General features: G+C 62.8%; 19 protein-coding genes and 1 riboswitch. Of the genes, 10 read left to right on the top strand and 9 right to left on the bottom strand.

The window, feature by feature from the left end; genetic code table 11:
* Nucleotide 1: 1 nt before the first annotated feature.
* From ehuD to A9K68_RS13620, 5 genes are all read right to left on the bottom strand, one after another.
* Nucleotides 2-661: an ectoine/hydroxyectoine ABC transporter permease subunit EhuD gene (ehuD, locus tag A9K68_RS13640; RefSeq protein WP_029350592.1), complete on the bottom strand. Its 660-nt coding sequence runs from the start codon at nt 659-661 to the stop codon at nt 2-4.
* A 16-nt stretch (nt 662-677) separates the two neighbouring features.
* A complete protein-coding gene (gene ehuC, locus A9K68_RS13635) occupies nt 678-1337 on the bottom strand; it encodes an ectoine/hydroxyectoine ABC transporter permease subunit EhuC (protein WP_065006649.1) in 660 nt (219 codons plus the stop codon).
* Between the two features lie 186 nt (nt 1338-1523).
* Entirely contained in the window at nt 1524-2375 is an 852-nt protein-coding gene (gene ehuB, locus A9K68_RS13630; protein ID WP_029350588.1) for an ectoine/hydroxyectoine ABC transporter substrate-binding protein EhuB, read from the bottom strand.
* Between the two features lie 72 nt (nt 2376-2447).
* Nucleotides 2448-3233 (bottom strand): ectoine/hydroxyectoine ABC transporter ATP-binding protein EhuA, encoded by a 786-nt coding sequence (ehuA, locus tag A9K68_RS13625; RefSeq protein ID WP_065006648.1) that lies wholly within the window; start codon nt 3231-3233, stop codon nt 2448-2450.
* A gap of 124 nt (nt 3234-3357) precedes the next feature.
* A complete protein-coding gene (locus tag A9K68_RS13620; protein ID WP_065006647.1) occupies nt 3358-4743 on the bottom strand; it encodes a PLP-dependent aminotransferase family protein in 1386 nt (461 codons plus the stop codon).
* Nucleotides 4744-4835: 92 nt separating this feature from the next.
* Between A9K68_RS13620 and A9K68_RS13615 the strand changes: the two genes are divergently transcribed.
* From A9K68_RS13615 to A9K68_RS13600, 4 genes are all read left to right on the top strand, one after another.
* The gene (locus A9K68_RS13615) at nt 4836-5315 is read left to right on the top strand and encodes an Lrp/AsnC family transcriptional regulator (RefSeq protein ID WP_065006759.1); all 480 of its coding nucleotides are present in this window, start codon (nt 4836-4838) and stop codon (nt 5313-5315) included.
* 130 nt (nt 5316-5445) lie between these two features.
* Nucleotides 5446-6939 carry an NAD-dependent succinate-semialdehyde dehydrogenase gene (locus A9K68_RS13610; RefSeq protein WP_065006646.1) on the top strand — a complete coding sequence of 498 codons (1494 nt, stop codon included), beginning with the start codon at nt 5446-5448 and terminating at the stop codon, nt 6937-6939.
* 34 nt (nt 6940-6973) lie between these two features.
* Nucleotides 6974-8353, top strand: a complete 1380-nt coding sequence (locus A9K68_RS13605) for an aspartate aminotransferase family protein (RefSeq protein ID WP_065006758.1) — start codon at nt 6974-6976, stop codon at nt 8351-8353.
* Nucleotides 8354-8361: 8 nt separating this feature from the next.
* Nucleotides 8362-9471, top strand: coding sequence for an alcohol dehydrogenase family protein (locus A9K68_RS13600; protein WP_065006645.1), 1110 nt, complete (start codon nt 8362-8364; stop codon nt 9469-9471).
* Nucleotides 9472-9480: 9 nt separating this feature from the next.
* Here A9K68_RS13600 and A9K68_RS13595 read toward each other — a convergent pair whose 3' ends face one another.
* Nucleotides 9481-10089, bottom strand: coding sequence for a YkoF family thiamine/hydroxymethylpyrimidine-binding protein (locus tag A9K68_RS13595; protein ID WP_065006644.1), 609 nt, complete (start codon nt 10087-10089; stop codon nt 9481-9483).
* Nucleotides 10080-10191: riboswitch (TPP riboswitch) on the bottom strand. Its footprint overlaps the gene before it by 10 nt.
* A 324-nt stretch (nt 10192-10515) precedes the next feature.
* Between A9K68_RS13595 and A9K68_RS13590 the strand changes: the two genes are divergently transcribed.
* Nucleotides 10516-10884 (top strand): DUF2934 domain-containing protein, encoded by a 369-nt coding sequence (locus A9K68_RS13590; protein WP_082982176.1) that lies wholly within the window; start codon nt 10516-10518, stop codon nt 10882-10884.
* A gap of 1060 nt (nt 10885-11944) precedes the next feature.
* Here the strand turns inward: A9K68_RS13590 and A9K68_RS13585 are convergent.
* Nucleotides 11945-13321, bottom strand: a complete 1377-nt coding sequence (locus A9K68_RS13585) for an aspartate aminotransferase family protein (protein ID WP_065006642.1) — start codon at nt 13319-13321, stop codon at nt 11945-11947.
* A gap of 150 nt (nt 13322-13471) precedes the next feature.
* Here A9K68_RS13585 and A9K68_RS32260 point away from each other — a divergent pair, with 150 nt between their 5' ends.
* The 5 genes from A9K68_RS32260 to A9K68_RS13565 all read left to right on the top strand — a co-directional run bounded on the left by A9K68_RS32260 (nt 13472) and on the right by A9K68_RS13565 (nt 17342).
* Nucleotides 13472-13594: a hypothetical protein gene (locus tag A9K68_RS32260; RefSeq protein WP_281409500.1), complete on the top strand. Its 123-nt coding sequence runs from the start codon at nt 13472-13474 to the stop codon at nt 13592-13594.
* Between the two features lie 2 nt (nt 13595-13596).
* Nucleotides 13597-14715: an NAD(P)/FAD-dependent oxidoreductase gene (locus tag A9K68_RS13580; RefSeq protein ID WP_065006641.1), complete on the top strand. Its 1119-nt coding sequence runs from the start codon at nt 13597-13599 to the stop codon at nt 14713-14715.
* A 335-nt stretch (nt 14716-15050) separates the two neighbouring features.
* Nucleotides 15051-15440: a hypothetical protein gene (locus tag A9K68_RS13575; RefSeq protein WP_246811367.1), complete on the top strand. Its 390-nt coding sequence runs from the start codon at nt 15051-15053 to the stop codon at nt 15438-15440.
* 240 nt (nt 15441-15680) lie between these two features.
* Complete coding sequence (locus A9K68_RS13570) at nt 15681-16079, top strand: hypothetical protein (RefSeq protein ID WP_246811366.1); 399 nt, start codon at nt 15681-15683, stop codon at nt 16077-16079.
* 72 nt (nt 16080-16151) lie between these two features.
* Nucleotides 16152-17342 carry an NADH-quinone oxidoreductase subunit D gene (locus A9K68_RS13565; protein ID WP_065006639.1) on the top strand — a complete coding sequence of 397 codons (1191 nt, stop codon included), beginning with the start codon at nt 16152-16154 and terminating at the stop codon, nt 17340-17342.
* Nucleotides 17343-17358: 16 nt separating this feature from the next.
* On the opposite strand, the gene A9K68_RS13560 is transcribed toward A9K68_RS13565, so the two are convergent.
* Nucleotides 17359-18111 (bottom strand): metallophosphoesterase, encoded by a 753-nt coding sequence (locus A9K68_RS13560; protein ID WP_029350563.1) that lies wholly within the window; start codon nt 18109-18111, stop codon nt 17359-17361.
* Entirely contained in the window at nt 18104-18916 is an 813-nt protein-coding gene (locus A9K68_RS13555; RefSeq protein ID WP_029350560.1) for a nucleotidyltransferase family protein, read from the bottom strand. Before A9K68_RS13555 ends, A9K68_RS13560 begins: the two co-directional genes overlap by 8 nt.
* Between the last annotated feature and the right edge of the window lie 13 nt (nt 18917-18929).

Raw genomic sequence — 18929 nt, 5'->3', positions numbered from 1 at the left:
ACTACCTCTCGATCTTGCCGTAACGGCGTTCCAGCCAGCGTAGCAGCACGACCGAGAAAAGACTGATGACGAGGAAGAAGGCGCCGACCAAGGTCATCGGCTCGACATAGCGGTAATAGGTGTTGGCGACGCTCTTGGCCTGGTTCATCAGTTCCAGCACGGTGATCGCCGACAGCAGCGGCGTCTCCTTGAACATCGCGATGAAGTAGTTGGCAAGCGCCGGGATCATCGGCGGAATCGCCTGCGGCATAATAATGTGAGTCCAGGTCTGCCTGGCGTTCAGATTGCAGGCCTTGGCGGCTTCCCATTGGCCGCGCGGCACATTCTCGATACCGGCGCGATAGACTTCAGCCGTGTAGGTGCCGTAATGCAGGCCGAGGCCGATGACGCCGGCCACCAACGGCGGCAGCAGGATACCGATATCGGGCAGCACGTAGAAGATGAAATAGAGCTGCACCAAAAGCGGCGTACCGCGAATGAATTCGGCGAGGAAGCCGACGGTGCGCGACAAGCCCTTGTTCGGCGAGCGCCGCGCCAGCGCGATGGCCAGCCCCACGATCGCGGCCAGAACCGAGCCGAGCAGCGTCGCCAGGATGGTGATCTTCACGCCCTGGATCAGCGTCGGCATGATCTCCCAGACGAAATTCCAATCCCACTCCATTATGAGGCCCGATCCATCATACGCGCACCCCGTCGAGGCCGCGCGCCATGCGGCGTTCCAGCGATCTCACACCCCAGGAAATGATCAGCGCAAGGACGAAATAGATGATGAGAATGGTGGTGAACGGCACCAGCGTGTTGCCGGTCTGCGAGCGCACCACCTGCGCCTGAAAGGTCAGATCGGCGAGCGAGATCAGCGAAACGACGGCGGTGGCCTTGAGCAATTCGATGGCGTTGTTGCCGAAGGTCGGCAGCATGACCAGCAGCGCCTGCGGCAGGATGACATGGCGCATGCCTTGCCAGCGGCCGAGATTAAGCGCGGTGCAGGCCTCGTACTGTTCGCGGCCGATCGACTGGATGGCGCCGCGCACCACCTCCGCCGCATAGGCGCCGACATTGAGGCCGAGCGCCAGCACGCCCGCCTGCAGCGGCGTCAGCGAAATGCCGATGAAGGGCAGCACGAAATAGGCCCAGAACAGCTGCACGAAGATCGAGGTGCCGCGGAAGAATTCGATATAGGCGGTGGCCAGCGCCCGAATGGCGAAAAAACGCGACAGCCGCCCCAGCCCGGCGAGAAACGCCATGATCAGGGCAAGCACCGACCCCATCAGCGTCAGCTCGATGGTAACAAGCGCTCCCTGCATTATCAGGCCGAAATAGCCGGACCATTGGGTCATTGGGTCGAGAGTTCCCGCGTTGAATGTCTAGCGAGACGTTGTTTCCAGCGTCCATCTCCCCGTTCACGGGGAGATGATGCCGGCAGGCAGATGAGGGGCGGCGCGAACCAACCAAAGTATGGCGCTGCCCCCATCCGACCCTTCGAGCCACCTTCTCCCCGCGAACGGGGAGAAGGAAAAGGGCGCCTACTTTGCCGAGCAGAGCTTGTCGCGGCTTGTCGACATCGCTGCCGCTGCCGAGAAGCCGTAAGGCTCGATGATCTTGGCGAATTCACCGGACTCCTTCAGCTTGGCCAACTCGACGTCATAGGCGTCGCGCAGCGCTTCGTCGCCCTTCTTGAAGGCTGCGCCGTCGCAATAGACCGGCGCGCCGACCACCGGAGCGACAACTTCGAGGTTCGGGTCGTTGGCCTTCTTGACCAGATCATTGATCGACAGCACTGGCAGCGAATAGGCGTCGATGCGGCCGTCCTGCAGCATCTTCAGGCCGCTCTGGCCGTCCGGCACGACGATGACGCGGTCACGTGGCACACCAGCGGTGAGCGCCAGCTTCTCCTCGGTGCCGCCGCCCGGCGCCCCGATCGTCGCGGTGGCATCCTTGGCGACATCCTCGTAGCTCTTGAAGCCCTTGGGGTTGCCCTTCTTCACCAGCATCGCCTCGGCGTCGCACAGCACCGGCTCCGAATAGACTACGGCCGCGCAACGCTCCGGCTTCATAAACAGGCCGGCGGTGACGACGTCGAAACGGCCGGCCTGCAGGCCGGGAATCATGGCGCCATATTCCGAGATCGAGGCGACGATGTCGTTGACGCCGAGGCGCTTGAAGATTTCACGCGCCACATCGGGCGCCGCGCCCGAAACCTTGCCGTCGGCCGCAACCGCCGTGTAGGGCGGCTCATTGGCAATGGCGACGCGGGCGAAGCCCTGTGCCTTGAGCTCTTCGAGTTTGCTGTCGTCGGCCGATCCGGCGGTCGAGGCGGCCAGAATTGCGGTTAGTGCAACACCGGCCACGCCGGCCAGAATGCCAAGTTTCTTCATTGTTCCCAACTCCTTGCTTCTCTTTTTGGTTTGGTCGTTCTACGGGACGGCTTCGCCGCCTTGGCATGGCGGTCAGACGCGATGTCCGGCCGCGATGATCTTCTTCAGGAAGCCTTGCGTGCGCTCCTGCTTGGGATTGCGGAAAATCTCGTCGGGCTTGCCTTCTTCGACTATCTTCCCGCGGTCGAAAAACAGCACCCGGTCGGCGAAATCATGGGCAAAACCCATTTCATGGGTGACGAGCAGCATGGTCATGTCTGTCTCGGAGCAGAGCCGCCACAACACGTTAAGCACCTCCTCGACCAGTTCCGGATCGAGCGCCGATGTCACCTCGTCAAACAGCATGATCCTGGGCTGCAGCGCCAGCGCCCGGGCGATCGCCACGCGCTGCTTCTGCCCTCCGGAGAGCTGCGCCGGCATCGCTTTCGCCTTGTCGGCCATGCCGACCATGTCGAGCAGTTCCATCGCCCGTTTTTCGGCGGCGGCGCGCGGCATGCCCTTGGTCAAGATCGGCGCCAGCGTGACGTTGTCGATGACACTCTTGTGCGGAAACAGGTTGAACAGCTGGAAGACCATGCCGATCTTCTGGCGCATTCTTGCCAGATGCCGTTCGTCGGCGGGCAGCAACTGGCCGTTGCGCTCCATGTGGTAGAGCTGCTCGCCGTCGATCTGGATGTGGCCGCTGTCGATCCTCTCCAGCGTCATCAGGATGCGCAGGATCGTCGTCTTGCCCGAGCCGGATGGGCCGATCAGCGCCAGCTTCTCGCGCGGCATGACCTGCATCGACAGGCCGTCCAACACCTTGAAGGTGCCGAAGCTTTTCGAAATGCCGTCGATCTTGATGATGGGCGCGGACAATGAATTCCCCGTTGCTGGAGAAGCTTGGTGCCTTCAACGATGCGGAACGCGCCAAATCATGTCAATCAGGAAAATAAACTCATGACAATGTTTCTGGCCCGCACAATTCCGCGGCGATCTTTGCCTAGATCGCCAGCAAGAGATGCTCCGGATCGCCGAGCAGAAGTTTGGTGACAACGCTCAGGCCGGCGCGCAGTTCCTCCTCGGTAGTCGAGCCCAGCGAGATGCGCACTGCCGGCTGCCAGGGCTCCTGGGAAATACGGAAGGATGTGCCTGGCGCGATCGCCACGCCCTGCAAACGGGCCTGCGAGACGAAACTCTCCTCGGCGCGGTCGCCGGGTAGCCGCAGCCACAGATGCAATCCGTCGCGATGGACACGATAGTCGACCCCGGCAAGCACCTGAGCGGCAATCTCCTGCCGCCGCCGCAGTGCCGAACGTTGCCAGCCGACAAGCTCCATCGCCGTGCCGTCGGTCACCCATTTTGTCGCGATCTCCGCCACCAGCGGCGTCGCCATCCAGTTGGAGACGAGATGCCGGTTGGCGACGGCGGCGACATAGCGGTCGGGCGCCGCGAGATAACCAATGCGCAAGCCTGGCACGACGATCTTGGTGAAGGAGGTGACGTAGAGCGTGCGCTCGGGTGCGAAGGCGGCGACCGGCGGCGGACGACCCTCGACCAGCGGGCCGAGCACGTCGTTCTCGATGATGGCGATGTCGTGCCTGCGCGCCACCGCGGCGATTTGCTCGCGCCGCGCGGCGCCCATAAGCGTTGCAGTCGGGTTGATCACCGAGGGCTGCACGAATACGGCGCGGATGTCGGAAAGCTGGCACGCCTCGTCGAGCGCCTCCGGGATCAGGCCATTATCGTCGATCGGCAGGCCCTCGAGGTTGAAGCCGAGATAGCGCGCCAGCGGGATCAGCGTATGGTGGCCGATCGCCTCGGTGGCGACGGTCGAACCGGGCGGCGCCACGCTCATCAGTGCCACCGTCATGCCGGCCGTGGCGCCGTTGGTCAGGCTGACATTCTGCGCGGATACATCGAGACCGCACAGCCGCAGCCATTCGACCGCCACCGCGCGGTGGCGCGGGAACACCATGTTCGGCCGGAACGACAGCGCCGAACTCGACGGCAGGTTCTCGGCAAGCCAGCCCAGCGCCTGTTTCAGCCGCTCCAGATGCATCGGCTCGCAAACCGGCTTCAGGATGGAGAGGTCGATGACCTCGCCAAGACGCTCCGGCAGGTATGGCGGCTCGGGCTCGCGGCGCTGCGTCTGCACGAAGCTGCCGCGGCCGATCTCGCCGGAGACCAGGCCCCGGCGGATCAGTTCCTCATAGGCGCGACTGACCGTCTGCACCGAAAGCTTCAATTCGTCGGCCAGCCGGCGATGCGTCGGCAGCCGCGCGCCGTTGGCCAGCCGCCCATCATGGATCGCGCGCGCGAACTGGTCGGCGAGCGATTGATAGGCCGGCCGCCGGATAAGCGCGGGATCTGGACGCCATAATGTCATGACTTATTAGAGATCGAAATCAGTGCAATTGACAATCGAAATAATGCGCCGTCATGGTGTCGGGCAAGAAAAAGCAGACGCTCATGGCCGCATTGAAACTCGATCAGATCGACCTCAAAATCCTCGACGTGGTCCAGCGCGACGGGCGCATCACCAAGCTGGCGCTCGCCGACAAGGTGGGCCTGTCGCCGACGCCGTGCTGGATGCGGCTGCGCAAGCTGGAAAAGGCCGGCATCGTCTCCGGCTATCACGCCAAGGTTGCGATACGCGCCGTCGCGCCGGTCGCCACCGTACTGATGGAGGTGACGCTGGCCAGCCACCGCCAGGCCGATTTCGACCGTTTCGAGCGCGTCATCCGCGACGTCCCCGAAATCGTCGCCTGCTGGTCGGTGGGCGGCGGCGTCGACTATCTGCTGAAAGTGATGGCGCGCGACATCGACGCCTACCAGCGGCTGGTCGACGTCCTGCTCGAACGCGAGATCGGCATCGACCGCTATTTTACCTACATCGTCACCAAGACGGTGAAGGAGGAGATGGCCTTGCCGGTAGCGGATTTGTTGCCGGCGTCCTGACCCTAGAGAGATCGTCTGCCCGAGCGATGCAATAGAGACAATCTCTCTACGGGCGGGCGCCCAGACAGCCTCTCTGTCTGCTGCACGCGGATAGTCTTCTCATATCACTCCGAACCGGGAGACCTCGAGCATGTCCGCGCATTTTACCCGCCCACAGCGCCATGAAGCGCTTGACCGCCTCGCCGACCGCCGGCTGCTGCGCGAACTCGCCTATGTCGACGGCCACTGGACTGCGAGTGAAGCCGCCGAGAGCTTCGAGGTGATCGATCCTGCCACAGGCACCACCGTTGCCTGGGTTGCCGCGCTCGATAGCAGGCAGACGAGCAAGGCGATCGACGCGGCCTCCCGCGCCTTTCCCGCCTGGCGCGCGGCTCTCCCACAGGAACGCGCGAGAATTCTGCGAAAATGGTTCGATCTGATCATCGCTGCCAAGGATGATCTGGCGCTGTTGATGACGCTCGAACAGGGCAAGCCGCTTAGGGAAGCGCTTGGCGAGATGGACTACGCCGCCTCCTTCGTCGAGTGGTATGCCGAGGAGGCAAAACGCCTCAACGCCGAAAGCGTCACCAGCCACTTGCCAAACGCCGAGATGATGGTGCGGCGCGAACCGCTCGGCGTCGTCGGCGTTGTCACCCCGTGGAATTTTCCCGCGGCCATGCTGACCCGCAAGGCGGCGGCCGCCCTTGCCGCCGGCTGCACCATCGTCGCGCACCCTTCGTCGGAAACGCCGCTGTCGGCGCTGGCGCTGGCCGAGCTCGGCGAACGCGCCGGCCTGCCGGCGGGCGTCTTCAACGTTCTCACCGGCAAGGCTTCGACCATCGTTGGGCGGATGTGCGAAGACGCTCGCGTCCGGGCCATGAGCTTCACCGGCTCGACCGAGATCGGCAGGCTGATCGCCGCGCAAAGTGCGCCGACGATGAAGCGGCTGGTGATGGAGCTTGGCGGCCACGCGCCGCTGATCGTCTTCGCCGACGCCGATCTCGACAAGGCTGTGACCATAGCCGTCGATGCCAAATTCGCCACTTCCGGCCAGGATTGCCTCGCCGCCAACCGCATCTATGTCCAGCGCCCGATCTACCATCGTTTCTGCGCCGCCTTCGCCAGGCGCATCGAGACGCTGCGGACCGGCAATGGCCTGGCTGATGACACCGACATCGGGCCCTTGATGCATGAGCGCGGTGTCAAGAAGGTCGAGGAGCAGGTCGCCGATGCGCTCGCCCATGGCGCACGCTGCCTCACCGGCGGCAAACGCGATTCTGCAGGACCGCTGTTCTACCGCCCGACCCTGCTCGCCGATGTCACCGACGACGCGCTGATCATGCGCGAGGAAACTTTTGGTCCGGTCGCCGCCGTGACGCCCTTCGACAGCGAGGATGAGGTCATCGCTCGCGCCAACGCCACCGAATACGGGCTTGTCGCCTATGTCGTCACCGAGAACGGCAGCCGCCAATTGCGCATGGGCCGCGCGCTCGACTATGGCATGGTCGCCATCAACCGCGTGAAGATCACCGGCGCGCCGATCCCCTTCGGCGGCGTCAAACAGTCCGGCATCGGCCGCGAGGGCTCGCGCCACGGGCTCGAAGCCTTTACCGATCTCAAATATCTCTGCCTGGACGTCGCGTAAGCCGCGCCCGACACTTTTCCTCAGGAGTAAAATGATGCTCGACCAGTCCAACGAACTCGCCGCCTGGGACCGCGACCACTTCTTCCATCCCTCGACCCATATGGGTACCCACGCGCGCGGCGAGAGCCCGACCCGCGTGATCGCCGGCGGCGAAGGCGTCACCATCTGGGACAATAATGGCCGCAAGAGCATCGATGCCTTCGCCGGCCTCTATTGCGTCAATGTCGGCTATGGCCGACAGAAGATCGCCGACGCCATTGCCGCGCAAGCCAAGAACCTCGCCTATTACCACGCCTATGTCGGCCACGGTACCGAGGCGTCGATCACGCTTTCCAAGATGATCATCGACCGCGCCCCGCAAGGCATGTCGAGGGTTTATTTCGGCCTTTCCGGCTCCGACGCCAACGAAACCAACATCAAGCTGATCTGGTACTACAACAACGTGCTCGGCCGGCCGGAGAAGAAGAAGATCATCTCGCGCTGGCGCGGCTATCACGGCTCCGGCGTCATGACCGGATCGCTGACCGGGCTCGACCTGTTCCACAACGCCTTCGACCTGCCGCGTGCGCCGATCCTGCACACCGAGGCGCCCTATTATTTCCGCCGTACCGACCGCTCGCTGAGCGAGGAGCAGTTTTCCCAATACTGCGCCGACAAGCTCGAAGAGATGATCCTGGCTGAAGGCCCGGACACGGTTGCCGCCTTCATCGGCGAGCCGATCCTCGGCACCGGCGGCATTGTGCCGCCGCCCGCCCTCTATTGGGAAAAGATCCAGGCGGTGCTGAAGAAATACGACGTGCTGCTGGTCTCCGACGAAGTGGTCACCGGCTTCGGCCGGCTGGGCACCATGTTCGGCTCCGACCATTACGGCATCAAGCCCGACCTGATCACCATCGCCAAGGGCCTGACCTCGGCCTATGCGCCGCTGTCGGGCGTCATCGTCTCGGACAAGGTCTGGCAGGTGCTGGTGCAGGGTTCCGACAAGCTCGGCTCGCTCGGCCATGGCTGGACCTATTCGGCGCATCCGATCTGCGTTGCCGCCGGTGTCGCCAACCTCGAACTGATCGACGAGATGGACCTGGTGACCAACGCCGCCGAGACAGGCGCCTATTTCCGTGCCGAACTAGCGAAAGCCGCCGGCGGCCACAAAAACGTCGGCGAGGTGCGCGGCGACGGCATGCTGGCGGCAATCGAGTTCGTCGCCGACAGAAATGATCGCGTGTTCTTCGATGCATCGCAAAAGATCGGGCCGCAGGTCGCAACCGCCCTCGCCGCAAGCGGTGTCATCGGCCGCGCCATGCCGCAGGGCGACATTCTCGGCTTTGCGCCGCCGCTCTGCCTCACCCGCGAAGAGGCCGACATCATCGTCTCGAAGACGGCCGATGCGGTGAAAAGCGTGTTTGCAAACATCTGAAGATCGACATGAACGCCATGACCAAAACCCTCCCCGCCACCATGGCCGCCGTGCAGCTGACCGGTCACGGCGGGCCGGAAAAGCTCGTCTACCGCACCGACGTGAAAGTGCCCTCGCCCGCCCCAGGTGAAGTGCTGGTCAAGGTCACCGCTTGCGGCATGAACAACACCGATGTCTGGGTGCGTCAGGGCGCCTATGGCACGGAGGAAGATGCTGCCGCGGTATCGACTTGGCGCCGCCAAGGCAACACGCTGACTTTCCCGCGCATCCAGGGCACAGACACGGTCGGCCACATCGTCGCCGTCGGCGATGGCGTCTCGCCGGACCGTATCGGCGAGCGGGTGATGGTCGACTTCTCGATCTACAACCGCGACGACGATTCGCTTGCCGACATCGACTATATGGGCCACGGCCGTGACGGCGGCTATGCCGAGTACCAGGCTGTGCCGGCCGAGAATGCCCATGTCGTCGCCACCGAGCTGACCGACGTCGAACTCGCCACCTTCTGCTGTGCCTATCTCACCGGCGAACAGATGCTGGAACGTGCCGCACTAAGGGCTGGCGAGCGTGTGCTGGTCACTGGCGCTTCTGGCGGCGTCGGCTCCGGCATCGTGCAGCTGGCGCGGGCGCGCGGCGCCATACCCTATGCCGTCGTCGGCAAGGGCAAGGAAAAGGCGGTGCTCGACATCGGGGCCGAAGCGGTGATCACTCGTGGCATCGCCGACCTGCCCGCCGCCGTGAACGCAGCGACCGAGGGCCGGCCGATCGACGTGGTTGCTGACCTGGTCGGCGGCGCCATGTTCAACGACCTCTTGCGCATCCTCAGGCCCGAAGGTCGCTACACGACGGCCGGCGCGATTGCCGGCCCGGTCGTGCAGCTCGATCTGCGCACCATGTATCTCAAGCAGTTGCAGCTGCACGGGTCCAGTCAGGGCACGCGACACGATTTTCGCCGCATCGTCGGCTACATCGAGGACAAGAAAATCCGGCCGCTGGTCGGCGGCGTCTACAGGCTGTCCGATTTCCACCGCGCCCAGGCGGATTTCATTGCCAAGGATTTCGTCGGCAAGCTGGTGGTCGTTCCGGATGCCGTCTCGGATCTCGCTGCAACCCGTTGACAACCAAGGCTAACGAGGGCTCGGGCTGTTCGCCGACACGGTAAGGTCGAGCGCGACATGGCCTTGCGGCGCGCCGAAGCGAAGGAAAGCTTCCGACAGCGTCGCGAACACCGGTCCAGCGTCGCCCCTCAGCTTCGTGCAGAAATTCTTCGACCTGTCGAAGACCCCCGAGGCCTTGAGGAAGTCGATGCAGCCGTAGATCTCGTCCATGTGGTGGCCCTCGCCGAGCGGATAGAGCGAGAACTGCGCGGCGACCTCTTGTCCGAGTTTTTTCGCACCGTCGACATGCGCCCGCGCCGCGCCGATGCGCTCGGCCAGGGACAGCTCGTGGCTGCTGCCGGAAATCGGGGTGCAGATCGGATCGTCACGCTCGCCAGGGCAGCCACGCGACAAGGTCGCCGATAACACGCAATGCACACCACTTGCCGCCGCCGAGGCGAACAGATCGCGTATGGCCGGAAAAAGCTGTTCCGGCGGGCCGACGATCAGCGTCGAGATGTCGTCGGTCTCAATGCGGAAATTCGGCCGATAGAAATCCATCGCCGAAATTGCCTTGAGGATGACGCCGACGAAGTCATCGCACATCGGATACAGGGAAATCTGTGCACCTGAAAACATAGTCGCCTCGCTCCGCTGGCATTACCCAGATCAGCTTGAGGGACCGAAGGCTTGCACCTTCCATCTCAGCCCCGGCAATACGGAGCGCCCCTGTCGATATGGGCGACGTAGCAGCTGCGCGCACGATGTTCAAGCAATGGCCAGCTCTAATTTAGTCTGGCATCGTGCTGCAGGAGCCGAACTTTCTCCTGAAGCGCGTTTCCGTAGGGAAAACAATGCTGCACCCTTCAGCGCGATGGAGGACTTGCTCTCGAGCACCGCACGAGGATTTGCTCCGGGCCACCTAAATCATCGCAGCATCGCAACGCCGCAGGCATGGTCTTCCGGAAGCCAGCCTTCCCCTCTTTTGTCCGAAATCGGCGTGCAGGGTGGGATCGTTCCGACGCTCCTTCGCGTTGGGTGAAAACCTAACAAGGAGGAACGACCATGTCAGACGACAAACACGAACGCATTCGGCGCCGCGCATATGAGATCTGGGAACGAGAAGGCCAGACGCACGGTCTGCACGAGCGCCATTGGAATCAGGCGACCGTCGAAATTGAGAACGAAGACCGCTCGCTTGGTGCTCGCCCACCGGCAATATCTGGTGCCGATGTGCCAGCTCCCACGCAGACCCAAAGCCGAGTGAAGAAAGGCAACCGCGCCGCTGGTCAATTGGATGTTGAGGCAGCGGAAGCGCTGGCGATGAGAACAGGCATCACCGGCGACCAAGCTCAAGACCTCATCGACCGCCTCGGTGACGATCCGCTGGCACTCGATGAGGCGGCGCGGAGCCTTAGAGCATCCGAAAGGTAACCGCCGGCTGTCCAGGCAGCCCATCGCTGTACTCGACCACCGCCGCAGATTTTCAATCTTCGCCCCCCAAGCGGACCGCCGCATCGGCCGAACGCGTTTCGCCTTCAACGCTCGATGATGCGCGCGTTTCGACGAGCAGCGTCGGCTGCGATCAGCGCCGGGAATGTTCCAGCTTCACGAGGAGCAGGCCCTGTCCTGATGAGTTCCGTCAGCGTGGCCGACCGCACGTTCCCCACACAATGTCGAAGTCTGCCCGCATCGCGTGTGGGTAGAAAGCAGTGCATCAGCCCGGTTCGATTATCGTTTCCTCCACAAAACCAGTGAGGAAGGTTTGACCTGTCGATCAGCATGGCCAGCCATCCACGTCATCGCCGCTGGTCCAACCCACAGCGACCGGTCGGGCGCACTTGGGTTTGCTGACCTGGATGGTCCGGCCGGTGCGTCCGGCCGGCGCGGATTGCGCCACTGAACGACCGAGTTCCGGTAGGTTCTCTTGATTGCACGGCACAGGAACTTGTACCTGCGTTCGACGTTGGCCGCGGCGTTAGCTTCCGCAGGTCCCGTCGAGATCGCGAAACTGCCCTCCACTATGACTGTTTCGGTCATCTTGCATCGCAGGAATTGAATCGTGGAATTCTCATCACGGCAATACCAATCGTTATGTGCCTGAATGAACTCCGCTGAAAGCCGTGGCAGGTCCTCGGGAGACCAGATTATGCAGTAACTGCCGAGCAGAAATGTCTCGAGTGGTTGGGGGCGTGACCGTCTTCCACCGCGGGCCATCGACGAACAGGATAGCCGGATCGCGCAAAAGTTCGGTTACCAGAGCAGCCTCGTCATCAGTATGCATAATGAAACGAAGTTGGCTTCTCATTGTTCGACCCAATCGAGCAAGATGTCCGGTCGCGAAGACTTTCACGACCACATCCGTTTTGGAACCCGGAAACAGGTCTTTAGCACTAGTCCCTAAAGTTCGTCCTTAACCCGACCTGCAACCTTAGCCGAACGCGCTGTCAGCAGCCTGAGCAGGCATAGTAGTCCGCTGAGGCAGTTTTTTGTTTCAGGTTTCAGGTTCGACCTGCTTGACCGCGGCTTCGAGTGATCTTTCAAACGCGTCGACCACCTGATCGACCTGGGGTTCGGTGATGATCAGCGGCGGGCAGAAGGCCAGCGCGTCGCCCATGTTGCGCGAGATGACGCCGTTCTGTTGCATAAAGCCGTTGACGAGCCCGCCAAGCGCGCCGGCCGTCTCCCACGGCGCCTTGCTCGCCTTGTCGCCGACCAGTTCGACCGCCGCGATCAGGCCGACGCCGCGCACCTCGCCGACAAGCGGGTGCGACGCGAACTTGCGCAGCCGCTTCTGCATATGCGCGCCGACCGTGCGCGCATTGCCGACGAGATCGCGCTCCTCGATCAGCTTCAGGTTCTCCAACGCGACCGCGGCCGCAACGGGATGGCCGCCGCCGGTGAAGCCGTGGCCGAAGGTGCCAATGCGATTGCTTTCGTCGGCAATCGGCTCGAAAACTTTTTCGTTGATCAGCAGGGCCGAGATCGGCAGGTAGGAGGAAGAGATCTGTTTCGACAGCACCATGATGTCGGGCCTGATGCCGAAGGTCTGCGAGCCGAACATTTCACCGGTGCGGCCAAAACCGCAGATGACTTCGTCGGCGACGAGCAGGATGTCGTATTTCGACAGCACCGCCTGGATCTTCTCCCAGTAGCCAGCCGGCGGAACGATGACGCCGCCGGCGCCCATGATCGGTTCGCCGAAGAAGGCGGCGATGGTTTCCGGGCCCTCGGCCAGGATCAGCTTTTCCAAGTCGTCGGCAAGCCGGCTCGAAAACTGCTCTTCGCTCTCGCCAGGCAGCGCCTCGCGCCAGTGGTGCGGCGTCGACGTGTGCAGCACATTGGCGATCGGCAGGTCGAAGGAAATGTGGTTGTTGGGTAGGCCGGTCAGGCTTGCCGCGGCAATGGTGACGCCGTGATAGCCGCGATTGCGGCTGATGATCTTCTTGCGTGCCGGCTGGCCGAGCGCATTGGACCGGTACCAGATCATCTTCATGGCCGTATCGTTGGCCTCGGAGCCGGAATTGGTGAAATACGCCTTGCTCATCGACACCGGCGCCATCTGCACAAGCTTCTCGGCGAGATCGATCAGCGGCGAATGCGATTTGGAACCGAAGTCGTGATAGTAGGGCAGCTTGGACATCTGGCGCACCGCCGCGTCGACCAGCCGCTTCTCCGAGAAGCCGACCGCGACGCTCCAAAGCCCGGCCATCGCTTCGATATAGCGGTTCCCGGCGAGATCCTCGACATAGATGCCGTCGCCCTTCTCGATGACGAGCGGCCCTGCTTCCTCATGCTTGCGGGCATTGGTGTAGCCGTGCAGGTGGTAGCTGATGTCGCGAGCTTCGGGAGAATTCGGTCGAGCGTCCATGATGGTTCCTGTCCTGCATGCCGGGACGTGGGTCCTTGCCGCCGTTCGGCGCGCATCGGCAGCTCCCTCCGGCATTAATGCTGTTTGGTGCATCTGTTTCTTGTAAGGGTGTCAAGCCCTTTCGAAAGCGCTGGCGGATGGACGGAAGACATGCAGAATTTCAGCTTCGAGGCCGCAGAACGCGAGAACCTGCGCCAAGCCGGCTGTGCGCATCGCCGAGACGTCATTCCTAAACGGCTCACCAGGCACAACATCAAGGCTGAGGTGGCCTGATCGTGGACCATGTCGACTGCATCGTTGCCGGCGCCGGGGTCGTCGGCCTCGCGATCGCGCGCGAGATGGCGCAGCGCGGCATGGACACCCTGATCGTCGAAGCCGAGAACGCCATCGGCACCGGGATTAGCTCGCGCAATTCCGAGGTTATCCATGCCGGCATCCACTATCCGGCCGGATCGCTGAAGGCCCGGCTCTGCGTGGCAGGCCGGGAAAAGCTCTACCGTTATTGCCAGGAGCGGGCGGTGCCGCATGCGCGCTGCGGCAAGCTCATCGTCGCCACGAATGCCGGACAGGAGCCGGTGCTCGCTTCCATCCTGGCCAACGCCTCTGCTTGCGGCGCGGGCAACCTGACGCCCTTAACCGCCGCCGAGGCGCGCAGGCTGGAGCCGAAGCTGCGATGCACGGCGGCCCTTTTGTCTCCCGCAACCGGCATCATCGACAGCCACGCCCTGATGCTGGCGCTGATGGGCGACGCCGAGAAGCACGGGGCGACACTCAGCCTCAACACCCGCATCGTCGCCGGCCGTATCGAGAGTGGGCGCATCGTGCTCGACACGGTCGACAGCACCAGCGGCGGCTTTGAAATCGCCACCGCGCGCTTCATCAACGCCGCCGGGCTTGGCGCCACGGCACTTGCCGGCTCGCTTGACGGGCTCGACCGGCAATTCGTGCCAGAAATACGCTACGCCAAGGGCAATTATTTTTCGGTCGCCGGCCGGGCGCCGTTCTCGCGACTGGTCTATCCCATACCCGAACCCGGCGGGCTCGGCGTGCATCTGACGCTCGACCTTGACGGCGTCGCCCGCTTCGGGCCTGACGTCGAATGGACGGATCAACTCGACTATCGCGTCGATCCAGCGCGTGGCGAGCGCTTTTACGACGAGGTCCGCAAATACTGGCCGGACCTCGCCGATCGCAGCCTGCAGCCGACCTATAGCGGCATCCGGCCGAAGCTCTCCGGTCCCGGCGAAGCCAATGCCGACTTCGTCATCCAGGACGCGGCGGCGCACGGCGTGGAGAGCCTCGTCAATTTGTTCGGCATCGAGAGCCCCGGCCTGACCTCAAGCCTGGCGATCGCCGACCATGTCGCGCAGCGCCTCGCGCCGAAGGCGAGCTAACCGAGGCGACCTGCGCGAGCGTGCCCGCTGCTAAAAGCATAGCCAAAAACGCCCGTAAGCCATCCGTAAGTCGGGGTCGCAGAACCTGGGTCCGTCGATTACCGGGACCATCGATATGAAGAACCGTTTCGAAGCCATACCGAACCCAAGCTGCCGGTTCGAGGTCTGGGACAATGAGACCGGCGAGCCCGTCGTCCATCGCGATCGGTTGCTCACCTTCCCCTCGCGAAGTCGGCGGCAAGGATCGCCGACTTCCTCAACCACAGCCGCAGCCACCGGTGCCGCGCCGGCGCCGCCGAATGGCGCGTTGCGGATCGCGATGTCGGCTGGGGAGAATGACCGCCAAGCTGCTCAACCTCGCGATCGGCTTATGGCGGAGCTTCGCCGGCTCCCCTTCGAACGCTTTGGTACCGAGCGTCGGAGGAGTCCTCGCCATGACCGATGAACCAAGCCGTGAGCCAGCGCGCGATCCCCAGGATTTGGAGCGCCTGCTGATCTCTCGGCAGTGGGAGGGAGACATCTACGGCATAGCCGCGCTTTTTGAACCCAACGCCGTCGTCGACAGCGGTGAGAGGCGACTGACGCTGGGCCGCGAAGCGATCCGGGCACTCTTCGCGGACATCACCGCAACGGGCCGAAAATTTGTGGCCGGAAAATCAGTCCCCGCCTGTTATCAGCGGAGATTTTGGCACTCACGTCAACCCGCCTTTCCGATGGCACCGTAACCGCCGAGTCGCCCGCCGCCAGGGCGACAGGACATGGCTATGGGTCATCGATCGATTCGCCGTTGCGTAGCGTCGGCCTGACGCATGTACTCACCGACGGCCTTATCCTTGACGGACCGGGAACCATAATCCGGCACAATGGTTGTGTGGTCACCAAGTGATCCTCCCCGAGCAAACCGGAAAACGGAAGGAACGATCATGCGCATGTTGACGACGATTGCCGCCCTTTCGGGATTGGCCTTGGCGCAGCCGATCCACGCGCAATCCACCGACCCGCAGCTTCCCCAAATCGCACCCACTGTCCCGGAAGCCCTGCCCGATCCAACCCTGCCCGACCAGACGCCGCCTGACCAGGCCCTGCCCGACCAAGCCGTGCCGGATCAGGGTTTCACCGACCAGAACTTTACTGGCATTGCGATCATCGCCCTCGAGGATTTGCCTCCGGAGCTCAAAACACAAGCCGAGGCCGTGATCACCCAGACCAGCGTTGAAGATCTGCTTACCCTGCAGAGCTCGATCGATGCGTCGCCGCAGGCAGCAACGGCGCTGGCGGCGAGCGGCCTGGATTCCTCGCAAGTTGTCGCCGCCAACATCGATGGCAATGGCACGCTGACGCTGATCATCCAGACAACGACCTGATCGGCGGTCCGGGCGTGGCGGCCGGAGCACTCGGCTTCGGCCGTAAGAACCCAGTACGGCGGGAACACCGTCATGGTCGAAGCAGCAGTTCGCAAGTTCACCCTCAACTTCGGGCCGCAGCATCCCTCTGCTCACGGCGTTCTGCGGCTGGTGCTGGAACTGGACGGCGAGATCGTCGACCGCGCCGATCCCCATATCGGCCTGCTCCACCGCGGCACGGAAAAACTCATCGAGTACAAGACCTATCTGCAGGCCCTGCCCTATTTCGACCGGCTCGATTACGTGGCGCCGATGAACCAGGAGCATGCGTTCTGCCTCGCCGCCGAGAAGCTGCTCGAAATCTCGGTCCCGAAGCGCGGACAGCTCATCCGTGTTCTCTTTTGCGAAATCGGCCGGCTCTTGTCGCATCTCCTCAACGTCACGACACAGGCCATGGACATCGGCGCGCTGACCCCGCCGCTCTGGGGCTTCGCCGAGCGCGAGAAGCTGATGGTTTTCTACGAGCGCGCCTCCGGCGCCCGCATGCATGCTAATTATTTCAGGGTCGGCGGCGTGCATCAGGACTTGCCTGCGAAGCTTCTGGACGACATCTGGGCTTTCTGCGACCCGTTCCTCAAGGTCTGCGACAACCTCGACGAATTGCTCACCGGCAACCGCATCTTCAAGCAGCGCAATGTCGATGTCGGTGTGATCGGGCAGGACGACGCCTGGGCCTGGGGCTTCTCCGGCCCCATGGTGCGCGGGTCGGGAGCGGCATGGGATTTGCGCAAGGCACAGCCATATGAATGCTACCCCGAGATGGATTTCGACATTCCGATCGGCAAGAACGGCGACTGCTATGACCGCTATCTCGTCCGCATGGAGGAAATGCGCCAATCGGTCCGGATCATGAAGCAATGCCTGGAAAAATTGCGATCGCCCGAGGGCCAAGGGCCGGTGGCAATTCCAAACCACAAAATCACGCCACCGCCGCGGGCGACGATGAAACGCTCGATGGAAGCGACTATCCACCATTTCAAACTCTACACGGAGGGTGTTCGCGTGCCCGCCGGAGAGGTCTATGCCGCCGTGGAGGCGCCGAAGGGCGAGTTCGGCGTCTATCTGGTGTCGAACGGCAGCAATACTCCGTATCGATGCAAGATCCGGGCGCCGTCCTTTGCCCATTTGCAGGCGACGGATTTTCTGTCGCGGGGGCACATGATCGCCGATGTCGCTGCGATCATCGGGTCGCTCGATATCGTGTTCGGCGAGATCGACCGCTGACCACCCACAGGGTGTTTCAGATTTCGAGCAAGGCGTAAGGACGGCCGGTCGGCTTCGCCACGTGCATGGCGACGTTATATACCGGGGCACCGCCGGGCGTGCGACCTTCATAGACGCCGCGATGCGCGTGGCCATGCACCACGGCGCTGACCTTGAACCGATCGATCGTCTCCGCCAGGCGCGACGAGCCCAGGAACGGAAAAATCTCCAATGGCTCGCCAGCGACTGTCTCGACGACCGGAGCGTAGTGCAGGACGACGAGCGTACGATTGGTGCGAACCTGCCGCATTGCGTTTTCGAGCCGCATCGACTCGCTGACGCTTTCAGCGACCATCGCCTTGATCGCCGGCTCGCCGAACGAGCCGAGCATGCGTGATCCAAAACCGCCAATGAAACCCTTCACGCCGACAAAGCCGACCTCCTTGATTTCCGCCGTCTGACCGTCAAGAAGATGGACGCCTGCCTGCCGAAGGATGTGGGCGACGTCCTCGACTGCACCGGATTCATAGTCATGGTTGCCGAGCACAGCGACGACCGGGATTGCGCAGGCGCGCAAATCCTCAGCAAGGATTTCGGCCTCTCGGGGCCTGCCGAGATTGGTGAGGTCGCCAGTGAGAACGAGGACGTCCGCTTCGCGCGAGACCTCGCCGAAGAGATCACGACAAGAGGTCTCGGCGTCTTCCTGCACGTGCAGGTCGCCAACAGCCGCAATCCTCACCGTGTCGCCGTTCCCAACCCTTGCCTTGGCGGTTATGCCCTTCTCAGCCATCACGAAATTCTCCTGTTCCACCGACGCCGGCAAAGCCCCATTCCTTGACGTCGATCTCGTAGTCGGTCGGCGAAAGCAGCCGTCCGCGGCAGATCTTCATTCGGGGAGTGGGCAGCTCCCTCTGCTTGGCGAGACGGTCAAGCAATTCGTCGAGCAGCCAGGCTGGTACATGATCGCGCTCGCTCGGATAGATCCATCGGAAATTGAGAAGCTGCATCAACAGCACCTCCCAATGAACTTCGAGGTAGGAAAGCAGCCGGTGCCAGTCGATCTGATCCTGCGCCTTGAGGATTGTATGAGCGACGTCGGCGCCGTCATGGCGGCCTCTGTCTTGGATGAAGCACTTGGACCAGATAAGCTCGGTCGGACCGACGATCCGCACCCGACTGCCCAGCAAATCGATTTGCCTTGCGTGCTCCAGCCACAGGTCGCTGACAGGCATGGTTCCGTTCGCCGAGGCGAATATGACGTCAAAGAAATGCGTGCCCTTGAAGACCTTGCCGAGCCACCGGTCATCCAATATCTCGACCGCATAACCGGCCTGCTTGAAATGAGCGAGAATGCGGGCGTAATCGCCGGCCTTGCAGAAAATGTCGAGATCCTTCGTCTGGCGCGTAACGCCTGTGTAGGCGCTCACCGCGTAGGTGCCGGCGACAAGAAAGGGAATGTCCGTCGCGGCAAGCTCGCGGATCGCCTCGGTGTAGAATACCTCGGCCTCGGCGTAGCGAAGCGTTGGCTCCGCTTTTGCGTCGATCGTCGGAACGGATGCCGGGATGGCGCGTCCCTTTGGAGAATCGTTGGTCATGAAATCGTGGCTC

The organism is Mesorhizobium sp. AA22, assembly GCF_001672375.2.
GTDB classification, from domain to species: Bacteria; Pseudomonadota; Alphaproteobacteria; order Rhizobiales; family Rhizobiaceae; genus Mesorhizobium; species Mesorhizobium wenxiniae.
The sequence above is the reverse complement of the archived record's forward strand: the minus strand, read 5'-3'. Positions and strand labels throughout refer to the sequence as shown.

Excerpts from the sequence above, each read along its gene's own strand:
- ehuD (WP_029350592.1), bottom strand. The coding sequence starts at position 661 with ATGGAGTGGGATTGGAATTTCGTCTGGGAGATCATGCCGACGCTGATC.
- ehuC (WP_065006649.1), bottom strand. The coding sequence starts at position 1,337 with ATGACCCAATGGTCCGGCTATTTCGGCCTGATAATGCAGGGAGCGCTT.
- ehuB (WP_029350588.1), bottom strand. The coding sequence starts at position 2,375 with ATGAAGAAACTTGGCATTCTGGCCGGCGTGGCCGGTGTTGCACTAACC.
- A9K68_RS13620 (WP_065006647.1), bottom strand. The coding sequence starts at position 4,743 with ATGACATTATGGCGTCCAGATCCCGCGCTTATCCGGCGGCCGGCCTAT.
- A9K68_RS13610 (WP_065006646.1), top strand. The coding sequence starts at position 5,446 with ATGTCCGCGCATTTTACCCGCCCACAGCGCCATGAAGCGCTTGACCGC.
- A9K68_RS13605 (WP_065006758.1), top strand. The coding sequence starts at position 6,974 with ATGCTCGACCAGTCCAACGAACTCGCCGCCTGGGACCGCGACCACTTC.
- A9K68_RS13600 (WP_065006645.1), top strand. The coding sequence starts at position 8,362 with ATGAACGCCATGACCAAAACCCTCCCCGCCACCATGGCCGCCGTGCAG.
- A9K68_RS13595 (WP_065006644.1), bottom strand. The coding sequence starts at position 10,089 with ATGTTTTCAGGTGCACAGATTTCCCTGTATCCGATGTGCGATGACTTC.
- A9K68_RS13590 (WP_082982176.1), top strand. The coding sequence starts at position 10,516 with ATGTCAGACGACAAACACGAACGCATTCGGCGCCGCGCATATGAGATC.
- A9K68_RS13585 (WP_065006642.1), bottom strand. The coding sequence starts at position 13,321 with ATGGACGCTCGACCGAATTCTCCCGAAGCTCGCGACATCAGCTACCAC.
- A9K68_RS32260 (WP_281409500.1), top strand. The coding sequence starts at position 13,472 with ATGCAGAATTTCAGCTTCGAGGCCGCAGAACGCGAGAACCTGCGCCAA.
- A9K68_RS13575 (WP_246811367.1), top strand. The coding sequence starts at position 15,051 with ATGACCGCCAAGCTGCTCAACCTCGCGATCGGCTTATGGCGGAGCTTC.
- A9K68_RS13565 (WP_065006639.1), top strand. The coding sequence starts at position 16,152 with ATGGTCGAAGCAGCAGTTCGCAAGTTCACCCTCAACTTCGGGCCGCAG.
- A9K68_RS13560 (WP_029350563.1), bottom strand. The coding sequence starts at position 18,111 with ATGGCTGAGAAGGGCATAACCGCCAAGGCAAGGGTTGGGAACGGCGAC.
- A9K68_RS13555 (WP_029350560.1), bottom strand. The coding sequence starts at position 18,916 with ATGACCAACGATTCTCCAAAGGGACGCGCCATCCCGGCATCCGTTCCG.